The sequence below is a fragment of the Clostridium estertheticum genome (assembly GCF_011065935.2).
GTDB classification, from domain to species: Bacteria; Bacillota; Clostridia; order Clostridiales; family Clostridiaceae; genus Clostridium_AD; species Clostridium_AD estertheticum_A.
This window is the reverse complement of the sequence record NZ_JAAMNH020000001.1, coordinates 1771360-1788144: the sequence shown is the minus strand read 5'-3', so window position 1 is coordinate 1788144 and position 16785 is coordinate 1771360. Positions and strand designations below refer to the sequence as shown.

General features: G+C 30.6%; 17 protein-coding genes and 1 pseudogene. 3 read left to right on the top strand and 15 right to left on the bottom strand.

Annotated elements, in window-relative coordinates; translation table 11 throughout:
- Positions 1-91 precede the first annotated feature (91 nt).
- Both G9F72_RS27370 and G9F72_RS08280 read right to left on the bottom strand, forming a co-directional pair.
- A complete protein-coding gene (locus G9F72_RS27370; RefSeq protein ID WP_164957861.1) occupies positions 92-904 on the bottom strand; it encodes an SWIM zinc finger family protein in 813 nt (270 codons plus the stop codon).
- Between the two features lie 84 nt (positions 905-988).
- On the bottom strand, positions 989-4018 hold the full coding sequence (locus G9F72_RS08280; protein WP_164957860.1) for a DEAD/DEAH box helicase: 3030 nt from the start codon (positions 4016-4018) through the stop codon (positions 989-991).
- 273 nt (positions 4019-4291) lie between these two features.
- On the opposite strand from G9F72_RS08280, the gene G9F72_RS08275 reads away from it, so the two are divergent.
- Positions 4292-5191, top strand: a complete 900-nt coding sequence (locus G9F72_RS08275; protein WP_164957859.1) for a chemotaxis protein — start codon at positions 4292-4294, stop codon at positions 5189-5191.
- 47 nt (positions 5192-5238) lie between these two features.
- On the opposite strand, the gene G9F72_RS08270 is transcribed toward G9F72_RS08275, so the two are convergent.
- From G9F72_RS08270 to G9F72_RS08245, 7 genes are all read right to left on the bottom strand, one after another.
- Positions 5239-5775, bottom strand: a complete 537-nt coding sequence (locus G9F72_RS08270) for a GNAT family N-acetyltransferase (RefSeq protein ID WP_164957858.1) — start codon at positions 5773-5775, stop codon at positions 5239-5241.
- 35 nt (positions 5776-5810) lie between these two features.
- Entirely contained in the window at positions 5811-6131 is a 321-nt protein-coding gene (locus G9F72_RS26970) for a class I SAM-dependent methyltransferase (RefSeq protein ID WP_263486814.1), read from the bottom strand.
- Positions 6128-6436, bottom strand: coding sequence for a class I SAM-dependent methyltransferase (locus G9F72_RS26965; protein ID WP_263486813.1), 309 nt, complete (start codon positions 6434-6436; stop codon positions 6128-6130). The genes G9F72_RS26970 and G9F72_RS26965 overlap by 4 nt, the downstream gene beginning before the upstream one ends.
- A gap of 115 nt (positions 6437-6551) precedes the next feature.
- Positions 6552-7052, bottom strand: a complete 501-nt coding sequence (locus G9F72_RS08260) for an NAD(+) diphosphatase (RefSeq protein ID WP_164957857.1) — start codon at positions 7050-7052, stop codon at positions 6552-6554.
- Positions 7053-7078: 26 nt separating this feature from the next.
- On the bottom strand, positions 7079-7840 hold the full coding sequence (locus tag G9F72_RS08255; RefSeq protein ID WP_164957856.1) for a class I SAM-dependent methyltransferase: 762 nt from the start codon (positions 7838-7840) through the stop codon (positions 7079-7081).
- Positions 7841-7905: 65 nt separating this feature from the next.
- Positions 7906-8709: a class I SAM-dependent methyltransferase gene (locus G9F72_RS08250; protein WP_164957855.1), complete on the bottom strand. Its 804-nt coding sequence runs from the start codon at positions 8707-8709 to the stop codon at positions 7906-7908.
- Between the two features lie 26 nt (positions 8710-8735).
- Positions 8736-9935 (bottom strand): MerR family transcriptional regulator, encoded by a 1200-nt coding sequence (locus G9F72_RS08245; protein WP_164957854.1) that lies wholly within the window; start codon positions 9933-9935, stop codon positions 8736-8738.
- A 176-nt stretch (positions 9936-10111) separates the two neighbouring features.
- On the opposite strand from G9F72_RS08245, the gene eis reads away from it, so the two are divergent.
- Positions 10112-11350: an enhanced intracellular survival protein Eis gene (eis, locus tag G9F72_RS08240; RefSeq protein ID WP_164957853.1), complete on the top strand. Its 1239-nt coding sequence runs from the start codon at positions 10112-10114 to the stop codon at positions 11348-11350.
- Here eis and G9F72_RS08235 read toward each other — a convergent pair.
- From G9F72_RS08235 to G9F72_RS08220, 4 genes and pseudogenes are all read right to left on the bottom strand, one after another.
- A complete protein-coding gene (locus G9F72_RS08235) occupies positions 11312-11536 on the bottom strand; it encodes a hypothetical protein (RefSeq protein WP_164957852.1) in 225 nt (74 codons plus the stop codon). The two genes, eis and G9F72_RS08235, sit on opposite strands and share 39 nt — an antisense overlap.
- A 46-nt stretch (positions 11537-11582) precedes the next feature.
- Entirely contained in the window at positions 11583-12134 is a 552-nt protein-coding gene (locus G9F72_RS08230) for a GNAT family N-acetyltransferase (RefSeq protein WP_164957851.1), read from the bottom strand.
- 94 nt (positions 12135-12228) lie between these two features.
- Positions 12229-13077 carry a class I SAM-dependent methyltransferase gene (locus G9F72_RS08225; RefSeq protein WP_224676036.1) on the bottom strand — a complete coding sequence of 283 codons (849 nt, stop codon included), beginning with the start codon at positions 13075-13077 and terminating at the stop codon, positions 12229-12231.
- Between the two features lie 419 nt (positions 13078-13496).
- A pseudogene (locus tag G9F72_RS08220) lies at positions 13497-13826 on the bottom strand (EcsC family protein); the annotation flags it as partial.
- Positions 13827-14138: 312 nt separating this feature from the next.
- On the opposite strand from G9F72_RS08220, the gene G9F72_RS08215 reads away from it, so the two are divergent.
- Entirely contained in the window at positions 14139-14675 is a 537-nt protein-coding gene (locus G9F72_RS08215; protein ID WP_164957848.1) for a peroxiredoxin, read from the top strand.
- Between the two features lie 130 nt (positions 14676-14805).
- Here G9F72_RS08215 and G9F72_RS08210 read toward each other — a convergent pair whose 3' ends face one another.
- Entirely contained in the window at positions 14806-15621 is an 816-nt protein-coding gene (locus tag G9F72_RS08210; protein WP_164957979.1) for a purine-nucleoside phosphorylase, read from the bottom strand.
- A gap of 81 nt (positions 15622-15702) precedes the next feature.
- Positions 15703-16704: a LacI family DNA-binding transcriptional regulator gene (locus G9F72_RS08205; RefSeq protein WP_164957847.1), complete on the bottom strand. Its 1002-nt coding sequence runs from the start codon at positions 16702-16704 to the stop codon at positions 15703-15705.
- Positions 16705-16785 lie beyond the last annotated feature (81 nt).

Here is a 16785-nt window from a genome sequence, read left to right as displayed (position 1 = left end):
CAAAATAATTATATACTACAATTCCATATATTACAATGTGAATTTCAAAAAAATTCAGATATATCTGAAAACTTATTTATATCTAAGTTTTTTATTTTCCCTCTACAAATTTTCTAGCCGCCTCTTCAGCGTTACCATAAGCTTTCTTCATTTTATATCCAAATTCATCTTCACTAGTGCAAAAGTCTGGAGTGCCCAATGTTTTTATAACACCATGCACAATTTCAGGTGATACATAAGAAAAAGACATGTTTAATACCTCTTCATCTTTTCTATTTGAATTCTCAAATTCTCTTTTCAAATCCAAAATAGTTTTTTTTGACTTAAGCTGTTTTTTTACTTTTCTTTTAATTACATCGCTTTCAGTGCCACTTCTTAAAACTCTCAAGGCTTTTAAAAATTCTTCTTTGTCCATGCCTCTAAGTTTTAAAATCACAAAGGGATCTTTATCAAATTCAAGTCCTAGCAGATAATGAACTGCAGCGATATGTTTACATGGATTTGCAGTATCGGGGCATGAGCACTGAGTTATTAGGTGTATTTGTTTTTTAGGAAAAAGAGAAACTCCAGCCTCTTTAAAAGCTTCCTCTATATTTTCAGGCATTTCTCCATTTAAAATCATGGCACAAAATATAGCCTTTTGCGCCATGATATTCATAATGTTTTCCCATTGCTGCTTTGAAAAAATATCAATCTCCATATTTACTTTATAGGGGGATAATCTTCCACCCTGAACTTCTGCAATGATTTCTCCCTTTAAAATTTCCATACTAAGTACATTGCCAGCTCTTGCATATTCACGTCCTTTATCTATTCTAGAACTTATAGTAAAGCTTGAAATTGCATTATTCCATTTTTTAGACCACCAATTAATACCGAATTCATTTCTTATTTTTCCAGTCACAAAGGTTACATCTCCTTATTGCTATCTATATGTGCCTTAATAATACACTTTAGCTGTCATCTGCAATCTGTTATCTATTAACTATTAACCATCAATTATGTTGTCATGCTCTAATATAAATAACTCTCTGAGTTCATCATTACTCATTTCTGAGATCCAGTTCTCATTTGTTGAAACTATACTTTCAGCAAGTGCCTGTTTCCGTTCTAGCATTTCATCAATTTTTTCTTCTAGGGTTCCCATACATATGAATTTATGCACATGAACATTCTTAATTTGCCCTATTCTAAAGGCTCTATCTGTTGCTTGATTTTCTACAGCAGGGTTCCACCATCTATCAAAATGAAAAACGTGATTTGCTTTTGTAAGGTTTAGCCCAAGGCCTCCAGCCTTTAGTGATAATACAAACACCATAGGCTCATTCGTGTCATTTTGAAAAATATTAATCAATTCTTCTCTTTTCTTTCTACTGGTACCTCCATGTAAAAACAATGTTTTCACACCTAGTTTTTTCTCGATTTCTGATTGCAGAATGTGCCCCATTTCTGCGAACTGCGTAAATACTAGTGACCTATCCCCTTCTTCTATAACAACTTCTAGCATTTCTAAAATCCTTTCAAGTTTTCCAGAACGACCTTCGATTTCACCATTGTCCTTTAAAAACTGCACTGGATGATTACAAATTTGCTTAAACTTTGTTAAAGATGAAATAATTAAGCCTCTTCTCTGTATACCTTCAGAACTATCAATTTTATTCAAACAATCATTTACTACCGCTTGATATAGTGTAGCCTGTTCCTTTGTTAGTGGTGCATATTCCTTAGTTTCGATTTTTTCTGGTAAATCTTTGATAATATTTGCATCAGTTTTAAGTCTACGTAGTACAAAGGGGGAAATTATTTTCCTTAGTTTTTTACTTATTTCAGGATTTCCCTCTCTTTCTATAGGGACTGCAAATTCACGCCTAAAGGTTGACCAATTGTATAGATATCCACTATTTAAAAAGTCCATAATAGACCATAAATCCGAAAGTCTATTTTCAACTGGCGTTCCTGTTAATGCCACTTTATATTCTGCCTTTAATGCTTTTATATGCTGAGTTTGTTTAGATGCGCTATTTTTAATATTTTGAGCTTCATCTAATATAATCCCCGCCCATTGTTCCTTTTGAAATAAACTCTTATCCCTTACTATTAGCGCATAGGTTGTAATAATAACTTCATTTTTATGTATTTCATCGCTAAAGGTTTCGTAACTCCACCTACTATTTCCGTGGTGAATTGCAATTTTAAGGCCAGGTGCGAACTTTTCAATTTCCTTTTCCCAATTTCCAACAACGGAAGTAGGGCATATTATCAAGGTAGGTTTATCTGTTAACTTATTTTCCCGCTCGTAAAGTAAAAGGCAAATGCTTTGCACCGTTTTTCCTAGCCCCATATCATCAGCAAGACAAGCCCCTATACCATGATCCCTTAAAAAAGTTAACCAGTAAAAGCCTCTTTTTTGATATTCTCTTAAGGTACCACTGAATCCTTGCGGAATATCAACTTCCTCTATACTATTAAGATTGAATAATTTTTCAAAAAAGTGACCCACAGCTTCCCGATTGTCTATATTATCAACACTAATTCCAGGAATTATTTCTTCATCACTTAAATTTAGTCTTAATAATTCTCCCATAGGGATTTTTCCATTTAAGCCTTTATTCATTTTTATTTTGGAAAGTGATTTGATTTGATGTATATCGACCTGTACCCACTGACCTCTTAATTGAATAAATGGCACCTTTAAATCTGAAATCCTATCAAATTCTTTCTCACTTATCTCATTTCCATCCAAGGCTACCTTCCAATCATATTCAAGAATAGTATCCATATTAAATGTACTCTTTGTTGCTAAATTAGTATTTGTAGTATGGTTTTTATCTTTTAATTTAACTGAAAGTTTTGAAGGCTTTTTCCACCATGCTGGTGCAATAATGCCAAAGCCTTTTTCCTTTAAAAAGTAAGCTGATTCCCTTAAAAATGAATAGGCTTCCTCCATTGATAGCTTGCACTCTACAGGTACTGCATCATAAAGACTCCTTTCAATTGGAATAAATACTTTTGATGCAACTGCTAAATCCTCTAGAAGCCGTTCTTGAGGATTATTGAATTTTTTATTTAAATAGGTTATAGTATCCAAGGATTCTTCAAAAATCATTTTTGCTGGTAACATAAGACTGAGATCATCCTTTGCTTGAAGCAAATATTCAATTGTCCACTCCTCGCCTCGGCTTGGTGGAACAACTTTAAAACAAGTACGAAACTTAAAATTATTGTTTTTGATTTTTATTGGCTCTATCCATTTCTTATACTCATTTAGCATTTTAATTTGATCACTAGTATCAATAGGTATTTCAGGCAATTCTGAAAAAAGAGAATGTAACCAAGTACCTCCTAGGCTACTAAAACCTTCTCCGAAGTAGTCATTATCTTTGTTTATTTCAGTGCAGCTCCATCTCACCATACTATCAATCATAGAATCTATAAAATCACTTACAAGTTTAGTCGTATTTGTGTATTTAAATTCCTCATTCTCTAAAAGAAAATATGACTTACAATCTGTGGGCATATTACTACATAACGCCTTTTTTTTATCAATATACTCAGAGTCGCTGGTGTGCCATCTCCACCTAGAATCAACTTTTTTACGTGCTCTATCGATGGTTAAGGAAGGCAAATATTTATGTTTTATAATTAGCTCAGCTGTGAATTTTGCCACTGTAATCCAAAATTTTAATTCCTGTGACAGCTCTATTCCATCGAGGCGTTCTCTATCTATATTTAAAATCCTATGGAATGAATCCAAATTACTAAAAGAAATACCTCTAATCTCTCTCTTGTGAAGCTGCTTTTTTACTGCATCATATTTATATTTTCCACATCTTATCTCAAGTGCTGTATTATTAATTTTACTGCGCAATTCGACCACTGAAGCCATTTCTTCATATAGTGGAAGTGCATTTTTAGGTGTTCTGCCTTTTCTTGTACACTTAGTTTCTCCACCCTGGCCCCACAATATAAACCGGTGCACGCCTTCAGTAGTTTCTATCCATCCGCCATTTAATATCATTTAACTTCACCCTCTAATAATGCCGTTAATCTTTTATTGCATACTATATAGTTTACCATATTTAACACAAAAATTTCACTTTTATATCTCGTTTTATTATTTTTAAATTTCACTTAACCCAAAAATCATCATTTTCACACTTAAAAGTAAAGTTGTGGAGATTTTGTTCGAGATATAAAACATGTACAATTTTTTTAATAATTCTGAATTAATTTAATTATAATTAGTTTCTATGAAAACTAGGTTTATAACCATTTGAAAGTGAGGTAACATATGAATAATAATATACTATTAGAATCCGGAACTGGTGAACTTGAGATATTAGAATTTGTGATAAATGATAAGCATTATGCTATTAACATTATAAAAGTTAAAGAGGTAATAAATGCCACCAACTTAACGAAACTACCTGATTCACACCCTGCCATAGCAGGACTTACATTATATAGAGATAAAATAATAACCTTAATAGACTTAAAATATGTTTTAGAAAAACAACATAAAAATGAAATTGAGGCAAAAATTATTCTTTGTGAATTCAATAAAATCGAGGTTGCTTTTAGTATTGACAATATCGTAGGTGTTCATCGTATTAAATGGGAAAAAATAACCAAGCCCGATGACATATCTGTTAATTCACTAGTCATAGGAAATATAGTTTTAAACAATAAAATAATACTACTTCTAGATTTCGAAAAAATAGTTACTGATGTCAGCCCTTCAACAGGAATTAGTGAAGATAAGATTGTTGACATAGCTTATAAGGACAGATCTAATATTAAACTTGTACTTGCTGATGATTCTCCTCTAATTAGAAGATTATTAAAGGATACTCTTATTAAGGCTGGCTTTAATAACTTAAAGATCTTTGATGATGGAAAACAAGCTTTGGATTATTTGCTAGATTTAGTTGATCTAAAAAAAGAAAAATTCATGGAAGATGTTCACGTACTTATAACTGATATTGAAATGCCACAAATGGATGGTCATACACTAACAAGAAAAATTAAAGAACATATCATTCTTAAAAAATTGCCAGTTATACTATTCTCTTCATTAATTACAAGTGATTTAAAACATAAGGGAAACTCTGTTGGAGCAGACGCACAGCTGAGCAAGCCCGAGATAGGAGAACTGGTAACTTGCATTGATGGATTCACAAACATTAAATAAATAGGTGCCACCCACGTGGCACTAGATTTTCCCTATGAATAATTTTTCTACCCTTTGCTATTATTAAATCTAAATATTAATTTTTCTCCATGAACAGTTTGTCCTGTAGATTCATCATAATTATTATTTGTATAACTCCTTACAGTTTTTCTCCAGAACTTCTGACCTTTTAAATTCTTTGGTAAGTGGTTCGTATATAGTTCCCATCTCCCCAGAAATTTATCAAACACTAGTTTTGCACCAATCTCTCCTATATTCTTACCTCTATATGGTCTTAATAAAAAGAATTCATTAACATAATAATCAGTTGTTTTAGGAACATATGGTGTGGTAGCTATAAGAATAAATCCTGCTGGTTTATCATCTACCATAATAATATAGGGAAACAGTACATTAGGCTTCTCAAACCATACATTTTGGACTTCATATTGCTGCGCTAATGTTTTGATAGTCTTCTCATCGTATATTCCATATTCATTAGGTAGGTCCTCGTAATGTTCTGATAAATCGTGCAAATATAATGGATATATATTTTTAATAATATTTGAAGTTTCATTATTAGCTAAGACTGTATTAATTTTCATTGTAGTTCTCCTTAAATTTATTATGTTTGTTGTTATTAATATTTTCTTGCTTTCATCAAGAACAATGAATAATTAATCTTTTGGTCTTCTATAATTTTTTCACCATAAAAAACGGTATTCGCTTCTATATCTTTAAAACCAGCACCAATTAAAATATTTTTCAAATCATCTTGAATAAAACCATTATGTCCATCAAAATCTTGATATTTCTTATGAAAGCTACCATCTTCTTTATCCAAATCTACTACACATAAATAACCATCTTTATTAAGTAATTCATAAAAAGTCTTTATCATAGCCTCTGTATCCTGAATATGGTGCAATACCATAGAATTGTAAACAACATCAAATTTCATTTCCATTGAATTTCCATTGAATTTCCATTAGATATATCTAAATGATAAGGGACCATATTACTTACTTTGTATTTATCAATCTTAGATCCCAGTATGTCTATCATTCCTTTTGAAGAATCAACAAGCGTAATATTTTTAAATTTATCATAAAGATTAAAGCTTACAAGACCAGTTCCACATCCAAACTCCATAGCAGAATAATTCTTATTAATATCAATTGATTTGCTTATTTCATTTGCTACTATTTTTGCTCTATCAATTCTTTCATCAGTATCCCACGTTTTAGCGTAATCATCAAAACTCATGTTGTACCCCTTCTAACTTTATTTTTGAATTTTTATATCTCATCCTTATAAAATCATATATTTCTTGAATCACAATAAATGTATCATAACCTGAATTACTTATTTTATATAAACTTTATAAATCTAATATTCGCATTGAATTGTCAAAATGGATACCTGACATATTGTCCACTCTTGCAATGTATCTATTAACTTCCTCAATTTCACACCACATAATATCATCAACTTCATTAGAATCAACAAAGGGCTTTGCCTTAACAAAAGAAATAAAACCAGCCATTATTAATCCTTTTGGTTTAAAATAATAACTTTCCACATACTGCATTTTTTCAACCTGTTGACCTGTTTCTTCCAAAACTTCTCTTATTACTGTTTCCTCTAATGTCTCACCATTATTAACATAGCCAGACACTACTCCCCAATGAGTTTTAGAAATGTAATTTTGTTTTAATAGCAATATCTGGTTATGCTCATTGATAACCAAAACTTCAACACAACTGGCAGGGCTATCAAAATACGGTCTATCGCAGGTAAGGCAATATTTTACTAACCCTTCATCACCAATGCTTCTCTCGCTAAGTTCCTCAGCACATATAGGACAATAATTAAATTTCATAATATATTTGCCTCCCAAAATAATTCTTAATATAGTCCTGGCTTCGAGTGAATTGTACTGCCAGAAATGCCTTTTTTTAACAAAATGTGATTGTAAAAAGATATATTTATATAATCGTCTATATCAGAAACATTCATCTCAAGTTCAAACATCTTTTCTTGCCAAATTGGGTCATACCTAATTTCATTATTTGGGTGCAAAGCAAAAAACGTTCTAATTCCAAGCACCTTTTCAATATTAACATCTATTTCACCTATCCACTCTATAACATCATTTGTATCATAATAATTTACCTGGCCAAAATTCATTACGTTAGCTGTTTCACCATCAAGAAGAGAGATTGCTTCATCTACATTGTTTTCAAAAACGGCCTTTTGCATTATTCTTCCTACATGATTATGTTTTACGATAGATATTATTCCATTGGGTTTAAGAACTCGGCAAAATTCTCTAAATATTTCTTTTCGCTCTTTTGTATATTCCAAAACATTGTGGCATACTACAACATCGAAGAAATTATCTTCTTGTTGTTTTAATTGTTCTATATTCCCAATAATCTGCTGATAACTATTTTCACACATTCTCATTTCTGTCATGTCAGTATTTGGTTCTATCGCAACCACATCATTGTTCTTTGCTAAATAATTTGCTGTAATTCCCAATCCACTTCCGAAGTCAAGAATTTTAGAATTATTTATTTGAGATAGTTGTTCCCAAACCAATCTATAATACATTACGCTCCAAGGTTTTTTCATATTTTCTAAATATGCTGTAAAATCATTATTCATTATGTTCCTCCAATTATATATATATACGACATAGTAATGTAATTATTGAAAACTCTTCTTAAAACTTATTTTTTCACTTTAAATATACAAGATTTCGTAGTTATTGCCATACTCCCTTTTTCTTTAATATAATCCTCCACATACTTTGTGAATTCTTGCTTTTTTTGTCCTACAAGTATAGCACTACCCCTCATCGTTGAAGCTACATATGAAACTATAGGTTCAGCCAAAGGTACCACAATTTTTCCTTCAAAAACCTGCATTTTAACTTCGCTAAAGCATTTCTCCAGTAAAAGCTTACCATTTTCAAATTCAAACCTCTCACCCATTCCTAAGTTATTCAAACCTATTTCAGGGTCAAATTTTTCTATAAGTTCATAAAGTTCAGCCATTGCTCCACGTCCATTAGTAGTTGCATAAAAGGTTCCACCGGTAGCAAGAACTCTTTTTATTTCAGATAAAGCTTTTTCTATATCTGGAACATGATAAAGCATATGTCTTGCAATTACCACATCAAAACTGCCATCTTCATAGGGAATATCTTGTATATCGATCTCTTTATATTTGAAGTCATAATCTACTTGCTCCAACGTGTTTTTAGCACATTCAAGCATGCCCTTAGAAAAATCAGATAAAGTAATATTCCAGTCTTTATTTAATTTATATTTATTTCTTTCCCACAAACCTCCTGGTCCACAACCCAGCTCTAATATTCTCGCTTTGTTTGGAAAATCCATTTGATTAAAGCACCAATCATTCCAATCTATCTTATTAATATTATAACTGTGTAAATTCAACCTTGAATTTAAATTTTTATCATCTTTATATTGATCTTTTATAAGCTGATTTTTTATTTTATTATTTTTCATAATTGCCCCCCAAATATTTTTTTGTATTATCTTTTTTTAGCTTCAATTACTCCTGTATCCTTAGTAATGAACATATATCCATGCTTTTCTATGTTATTCTTAAATAATTCTTTTAACTCTTCAAAATCTTTTTCATTCAAAATTTCATTTAAATTACTTGGTGAAGAAAGAACATAATCCATCAAGGGTTCCACTTCTGTTACTTTCAATGAATCTTTATAGCGATAAATCTGCACAGGATAAAACCATTGTTCTAATTGCGTTTCACCATCCTCCAGCCTGAATTCATTTATCTTCTTAATGGTTGGAAAAATGATTTTATCTCTAAATCTTTCTACCATACTAAAAAGCTCATCCATATGATTTTTGCCATTGGTGGCAGTATAAAAAACACCCTTAGGTTTTAAAACTCTATTAATTTCTAAAAAAACCTTTTCTCTATTTTGTATATAATAAATTACTTGATTTGCAATGACAATATCAAATTGAGAATCCTGAAAGGTGATATTTTGTGCATCCATAACTTTAAATGTAAAACTTTTTTCCATATCTACTAAGTTATTTTTTGCGTCCTCAATCATACCTTCTGAAATATCTGTAAGGGTAATTTCACATTGCTTCGGAAGTCTGTCCTTATTTTTGAGCCAGAAGCTTCCATCACCGCAGCCTAGTTCAAGAATTTTTGCACCTTTAAAAAATGGAATTCTCTCAAACAACCACCTGTGCCATCCCTGTTTATTTGTGCTGTATTTGTCATGAAGATTAATACGATTTTTTAAATTCGCTGCATTCTTAAACTGTTGTACAGATATTTTTTCTAAGTTGATAGCTTTAATAATGAAAATAAATTTATTCCAATCCAATGTATCTTCACTATCCAGCATTTGTTCCGTTTCATTAATTGCTTTTAAAATCTGAGCCATATTCTCCATTTTTCTTTCTATGGCATGCTTCTGTATATGGAGAGAATGCTTAAAGTCAATCTTATCTGAATCCTCTTTCATTACCATCTTTATTTCTTCTAATGAAAATCCCATAAATTTAAGAGTTAAGATTTTCTGAAGCACTGCAAAATCCTGATCACTATAAAGCCTATAGCCTGATTCACTATATTCTGTAGGCTTAAGTAAATCCTTTTTATCATAATATCGTATGGTTCTAAGTGTAACCCCTGCTTTTCCAGCAAATTTACCTGCAGTATAAAATTCACCTTTTTTAGAATTCATTTTCATCACCCAACTTTATTATAAACAGTAACCTTACGTCACGGTCAAGACTTTTTTTCTTCATTAAAGAATATTATTAATATTTTAGAAAAAAACTACATACTTCATATATATTTACTTTTGGTTATACTTCATACATAATAAGATTATATTTTACAAATTAAGGAGGTGTCAAAATGTATTCCATAAAGAAACTAAACAATGCCCAAATAACTGACTTAGCTAGAATACGCGCTAATGCCTACCCTGCAATTCCACTTCCACTTGAAAAACATGCTGAAATAATGAATATTCAAAACGAATATGACTTTATGAATTTCTATGGTTTATTTAGTGAAGAAAATCTTATAGGTGGAATGAGATTACATGATTTTGAAATGAATTTACTTAATCAGAAAATCTTTGCTTGTGGAGTTGGTTCCATCGCTGTAGATTTACTTCACAAAAAAGAGAAGGTTGCTTTAGAGATTATTAAATTCTTTATTTATCATTATAAAGAAAGAGGAGCATCCATGGCTTTATTGTATCCTTTTAGACCTGACTTTTATAAAAAAATGGGGTTTGGATTTGGTACAAGTATTAATCAATTTAAGATTAAGCCTTGTGATCTTCCAAAAGGAAATTCTAAGAAAAACATCAAGTTCTTAAGTAAAGAAGATGCTGAAGAAATGTGCAGATTTTATAACAGCATTGTAAATATAACTAATGGTCTTATTGAAAAGTGCCCAAAAGAATTTGAAAGCCTTTTTAACCTTGAATCCACCAAAATTGTAGGCTACAAAGTAGATAATACAATTTTAGGCTATTTGGTTTTTTATTTTCAAAAGGGAGAAACTGGTTCCTTCCTTGTAAATGATATTTTTGTATCTCAAATGCTATTTAAGAATTCTGAAGTTTTCCTAGAGCTTATGACTTTCCTAAATACACAAAGTGACCAAATAAGATATGTAATAATAAACACCCACGATGAAAACTTTAGATTTGCTTTAAATGATCCAAGGAATAATTCTGATAGGATTTTGGTGTCTGTGCATCACGAATGTAGTACCCAGGGAACTGGTATAATGTATAGAGTTATTAATATTCCAAAGCTTTTTGAAGATTTAAAAGATCATAACTTTAATAATATAAGCTGTAAGTTAAAGCTTTCTATACTAGATAGCTTTATTCCTGAGAACGGCGGTAGTTATTTAATCCACTTTAATAATGGTAATTCCTTATTAGTGGAAAATGATGATTTCGATGTGGAGTTGACTATGGGCATTGCTGATTTTTCTTCATTGATTACTTGTGCCGCTGACTTGAAATCTTTATATAAATATGGGCGTGTTCAGTTATCTGATGAAGGCTATTTAAATATTTTAAATGTGCTTTTTTCATCTGATGAAAAGCCATTGTGTATGACTGATTTTTAAATACATAAAAAAAGGTGCGAACTCATATAAATTATCGCACCTTTTATCATTAAGTGAGGATATAAGACTTCTACAAATCATTACATTTTCCCAAAACCCATCTATTGGTTCTGCTACTGTATTAATGTACTCTTTATGTAATTTGAATTTTATTTCTTCATTTACTACTTTTTTTATTTCTATCACTCAATTACCCCCCGTATTTTTTTACCCGTATGAAAGTAACTATATATCAATACTCGTTCCTTAATATAGAAAATATTACCATATCATGGTAATTGCCACCCCAATAGTTTCTCTTTCTCAAAACTCCCTCTTTTACAAACCCTGATTTTTCAAGTACTCTAATTGATGCATTATTTTCATTAGATACTGAAGCCTCTATTCTATTAATATGAATTTTATTAAACGTAAAATCCATTACTGCACCAAGTGCTTCAGTCATAATTCCCATGTTCCAATATTCGGGTCTTAAATCATATCCAAAATCTGCTCTTATTTTAGGAATTTCTATTTCACACTTGCAAAACCCAATAATTTCAGACTGATTTTTTAAAGAAATCCCCCAGAATATAGCTCTTTTCCTCCTAAATTCCTCACTAAAACATTCAATCAAGTCCTTTGCTTGCTTTATATCTGTAAAGAGTTCAAAGGTATCATACTTTACCACTTCTGGATTACTCAAAAGTTTATATATGCTTTCTGAATCCCGTTGTGTTATTCCCCTTAAAACTAACCTTTCGGTGATTATTTTAGGAAATGAACTAAATAATTCACTACTCATACTTTTATAATCCCCCCCCACTGAATTTATCTATTGCACTTATTATCATAGATATTTAAAAATAATGGTAATATTCTCTACTTTAAGTTGCATTTTATTTTTCTCCAAATGCATATATCACTGGCATATTAAAGTGCAACCCATCTACATTTTTATACATTTCAAGTCCATTAAATACCTCTACTTTAAACTCTTTAAATTTATCATCACCCAGCTCTTCTATTCCTTCAAAAACTACTCTTACTGCATTAGACCACATTTCTTTCCACCACTCTTCTTTGCTTATATAAACCACATCTGCATCTTCTTCATAAATCTGAACATTTCTTAAACCTACACCTTCTAATATTTTTCTCGCATCAGTTACTGTATCAAATTTAGGAATCTCTGGTTTTTTATTGTTATTTTTATTAGAGGGATCTGCATGTAAGTATTTATTAACTATTTCTGTTAGCCACTTTTGATCTTCTTGTAGCGACCATATACTAAATCCTACTTGTCCACCTTTTTTAAGCACTCTTAGTATTTCCGTTAATTTACTATCGCTATACAAAATATAGCCAATTACAAATCCACAAATAACATTGTCAAAAGAATTATCATCAAATTCTAAGGTTTGTGCATTCATCTTTATTACCTTGGCATTATCTATTTTTTGCTTCACAATATCCTTATGTGTTTCACTTACCATAACTTCTGAAGTATCAATACCTACAGCATATCCTTCTCTTCCTATTTTATTTACTGCAGAAAATAATGAAGCTCCCCTACCCACTCCAATATCTATTATTTTTGCACCTTTGTTAATTCTTGAAAGTTCAACTAATCTGCTGCCAAATCTCTGCCAATAATCAGGTCCAATTTTACTAAATGTAGGTGCTACTTTGTCCCATACATTCATAAGCTTTTGTTTTTCTTTATTCATCATATAATTTCCTTTCATCTATTTATTATAAAAGCCATCACTTATCTATTATTTTTAAAGTCTTTAATGCTTCTTTTAGTTCTCCCTTCATATTTTCCTCCAATGAATTTTAAATTCTAATAAAAATTATAGATAGCTGTAATTTACAGCTTATCATTTTTCATTAAATGTAAAATAAACTAGAATATATATCCTAAAACCCATCTAACCCTTATTATAGCTACCTTTATAAATTTGTCAATATTTGTTTATATTAAATATAAACTTTGCAAATCCGTAAAAATGCTCAAAAAAATATTTCAATCTCTTTCATGATGTTTTGCTCTAATATAGACCAAAATAAGGAGCTGAATAATTTATTCAACCCCTTACTACATTAATATATATTTAATGAATATACAGAGTTTATCATTAATTTCAAAGATTATCTTCACTCATTATAATATCCTCATACGATAGGCTTGAACAGCAGTTTCGCTAAGTTTATCAATAAATTTAGTATTAACATAAGCTCCTACAAACGCCCCTATTCCAGGAACCATCTGTAATAGTTTTGCTAAATCAATGTAATCTCTATACTCTTGCTGAAATGCTCTCCAATCAAAAGAATTAATATCTTTGGGCAATGTACTATAATACTCTTCAAAATTTTCCATCCTATCAAATACTTCATTTACATTACTCTTACTAGAAAAAGCAAGTTGAAATACATATAATATATAAATTCTTTCTTTATAATCATTAACGTCAAATCCATAAATTGCAGCAATGTATTGATTTACAGAATTATAATTAGTGTATGGTATTGACATGATATTGTTTAGGTAGTACAATCTATTAAAAGATATTTATTATTAAATGATATTGAATATCATGTCATGATTGAATTACGTAAAGCTCATATTATTTATAAGTAAAAAGCAGAAGGAAATTGCTTTGCTAATTACTGGTTTTGATAGGAAATAATTTATGAGTCTATAGGAAATTATAATCATTGATGTTAAACAATATTTTAGATTAAAATTATTTCATTTATTTAATAGAAACTTATAAATATTATTAATTTAGGAGGTATCAATATGGAAAGATTAGTTGGAAAATCAGCTCCTTATTTTAAAATGAACGCTGTAAAAGGTGATGGAAGCGATTTTGTAGAAGTAAAATTGGAGGATTATAAAGGAAAGTGGCTTGTTATGTTCTTTTATCCTTTAGATTTTACATTTGTATGCCCTACAGAGATAACTGCTTTTAGTAAGAAATATGATGAATTTAAGAAGGAGGGTACAGAATTATTATCGGTAAGTTGTGATAGTCAACATGCACATAAAACTTGGATAAATCAAAACTCAAATGATGGTGGTTTGGGAAAAATCGCTTTCCCTATGGCTTCTGATTTAACAAAAGAAATTTCAAAAAATTATGGTATATTAATTGAAGAAGAGGGAATTTCTTTGAGAGGATTATTTATAATAGATCCTAATGGGATCGTTAAATATTCTGTTATTCACGATTTAAATGTAGGAAGAAGTGTTGATGAAACATTGCGTGTACTTAAAGCGTTAAAAACAGGGGGATTGTGTGCTATAGACTGGCAAGAAGGAGATAGTACTCTATAACTCACCCAAATATAGTGTATAAAACAATTAAATATTAGAGTATATTCAGATTTGATCTGTATTACTATATATTTAATACACTTAGGCACATGAGCTACAGACATAAACTTTATGTCTGTAGCTTTTAAAATTAACCAATATCCTCTACTATTTTAGCTACCCATCTACAGAAATCCACTGATGCTTTTTTAGCTATTTCTATCACTCTTGCATGAGAGTGTTTTTGCTTTTGTATACCTGTAGCCATATTTGTAATGCAAGATATTCCAAGCACATCTATGCCTAAATAATTTGCAGCTATGGTTTCAGGAACCGTAGACATTCCAACAGCATCTGCACCTTGCCCTCCAATTGCTCTTATCTCCGCTGCTGTTTCGTAATAAGGACCCATAAATCCAGCATAAACACCTTCTTTATATTCAACACCTATTTCATCTGCAATTTTCTTTGCTTTATCTATTAGTTCAAGTTTATAGGGTTCTGACATATCTGGGAATCTTGGTCCAAATCTTTCATCATTAATTCCAATCAATGGATTATCAGAAACTAAATTAATAAAATCAGTAATAACCATTAATGTTCCAGGACTAAAGCTTGTGTTTATACCTCCACAAGCATTAGTTACTATAAGCTTTTCAATGCCCAAAAGCTTCATCACAAACACAGGGTATGCAACTTCTTTCATTGTATAACCTTCGAAATAATGAAATCTGCCCTGCATTGCAAGTACAGCTACGCCTTTTATTTTCCCTAAAACTAATCTTCCTTCATGTCCGACCACTGTTGACTGTGGAAAATTTGGTATATCCTTATAGTAAATATATTCTTTATTTTCTATGGCATCAGCCAAATCCCCCAGTCCTGAGCCTAGAATAACTGCTACTTTAGGCTTTAAGTTCATTTTGCACTCTATATACTTTGCTGATTCGCTAACTTTATCATACATGTTCTTCATATTCTTATCCTCCTAAAAATTTATTACAATTAACCAGTTTCTAATTATGTAAAAAAATAATGCTACTACTTTTTATATATTTTTTGTACTGTTTCTAATCTTTAATTCATATCCCATAACAATGTTTTTATTTTCTATCTTTTCATTCTGTAATTTTTCTAATATTAGTTTTGCTGCCTTAATTCCAGATTCATAATAATCAAAATGCATTGTTGTTAAAGTTGGTTCAAATATGGATGAAATATCCATATCATCTATGCCAACCACTGATATATCCTCTGGAACCCTGTATCCTTTTTCTTTTAAATACTGTATTGCTCCAAAGGCTAAACGATCTATCGCTGCAAATACTGCAGTAGGAATTATTTTGGAATTATTAATTATACCTTTCATTTCATTATATCCTGATGATATTTCAAAATCTCCTATTGATAAATATTCATCCGGTACATCAATGTTACTCTCTTTTAATGCAGCCATATAACCTTCTTTTCTAAAGCTTCCTATTGCCACTTTAGTTTCTGATAAGCCAATATATGCAATTTTTTCATGCCCTTGACTAATCAAATGTGATACCATTGCCTTAGCTGCATTAAAATCATCATATGTTACATAGGGAACATCTATTTCACTATTTTGTTGACCCATTATTACAACTGGAATACTAATTTCATTAATTAACTTTATGTGTTTCTCTGTAATCTCAGTGTGGAAAAAAATAATTCCATCCAAATGCTTCTTTTGAAAAATATCAAAATATTTAAATTCATCATTTTTACTTTCCCTAGAAGTACCTAGCAAAATATTATATCCTTCTTCATTCAACTTATCGGTAATACCTTCCGTTATATGCGAAAATGTATCAATACCAATTCTAGGTAATATAACTCCTATTAATTTTGTTTTCTTAGTTACTAACTCCTGTGCTAATAAATTAGGGGTATACCCTGTTTCTTTTAAAATTTTCTCTACCCTTGCCCTTAATTCTGGGCTTACATTTTGTGAATTATTAATTACTCTTGACACTGTTGCCTTTGAAACTCTTGCCAGTTTGGCAATATCTTTCATATCCATAAACTTAATCTCCATAAATTCTAAATATACTTGAAACCGGTTTCCAATATAATTGTATATCTTTTAATTTTAATAGTAAAG

Bases quoted from the DNA above. Each gene is read 5' to 3' on its own strand.
- G9F72_RS08225 (WP_224676036.1), bottom strand. From the start codon at position 13,077: ATGAAAGGAAATTATATGATGAATAAAGAAAAACAAAAGCTTATGAAT.
- G9F72_RS08215 (WP_164957848.1), top strand. From the start codon at position 14,139: ATGGAAAGATTAGTTGGAAAATCAGCTCCTTATTTTAAAATGAACGCT.
- G9F72_RS08255 (WP_164957856.1), bottom strand. From the start codon at position 7,840: ATGAATAATGATTTTACAGCATATTTAGAAAATATGAAAAAACCTTGG.
- G9F72_RS08210 (WP_164957979.1), bottom strand. From the start codon at position 15,621: ATGTATGATAAAGTTAGCGAATCAGCAAAGTATATAGAGTGCAAAATG.
- eis (WP_164957853.1), top strand. From the start codon at position 10,112: ATGTATTCCATAAAGAAACTAAACAATGCCCAAATAACTGACTTAGCT.
- G9F72_RS08260 (WP_164957857.1), bottom strand. From the start codon at position 7,052: ATGAAATTTAATTATTGTCCTATATGTGCTGAGGAACTTAGCGAGAGA.
- G9F72_RS08275 (WP_164957859.1), top strand. From the start codon at position 4,292: ATGAATAATAATATACTATTAGAATCCGGAACTGGTGAACTTGAGATA.
- G9F72_RS08205 (WP_164957847.1), bottom strand. From the start codon at position 16,704: ATGGATATGAAAGATATTGCCAAACTGGCAAGAGTTTCAAAGGCAACA.
- G9F72_RS08280 (WP_164957860.1), bottom strand. From the start codon at position 4,018: ATGATATTAAATGGCGGATGGATAGAAACTACTGAAGGCGTGCACCGG.
- G9F72_RS08245 (WP_164957854.1), bottom strand. From the start codon at position 9,935: ATGAATTCTAAAAAAGGTGAATTTTATACTGCAGGTAAATTTGCTGGA.
- G9F72_RS26970 (WP_263486814.1), bottom strand. From the start codon at position 6,131: ATGAAATTTGATGTTGTTTACAATTCTATGGTATTGCACCATATTCAG.
- G9F72_RS08250 (WP_164957855.1), bottom strand. From the start codon at position 8,709: ATGAAAAATAATAAAATAAAAAATCAGCTTATAAAAGATCAATATAAA.
- G9F72_RS08230 (WP_164957851.1), bottom strand. From the start codon at position 12,134: ATGAGTAGTGAATTATTTAGTTCATTTCCTAAAATAATCACCGAAAGG.
- G9F72_RS08270 (WP_164957858.1), bottom strand. From the start codon at position 5,775: ATGAAAATTAATACAGTCTTAGCTAATAATGAAACTTCAAATATTATT.
- G9F72_RS26965 (WP_263486813.1), bottom strand. From the start codon at position 6,436: ATGAGTTTTGATGATTACGCTAAAACGTGGGATACTGATGAAAGAATT.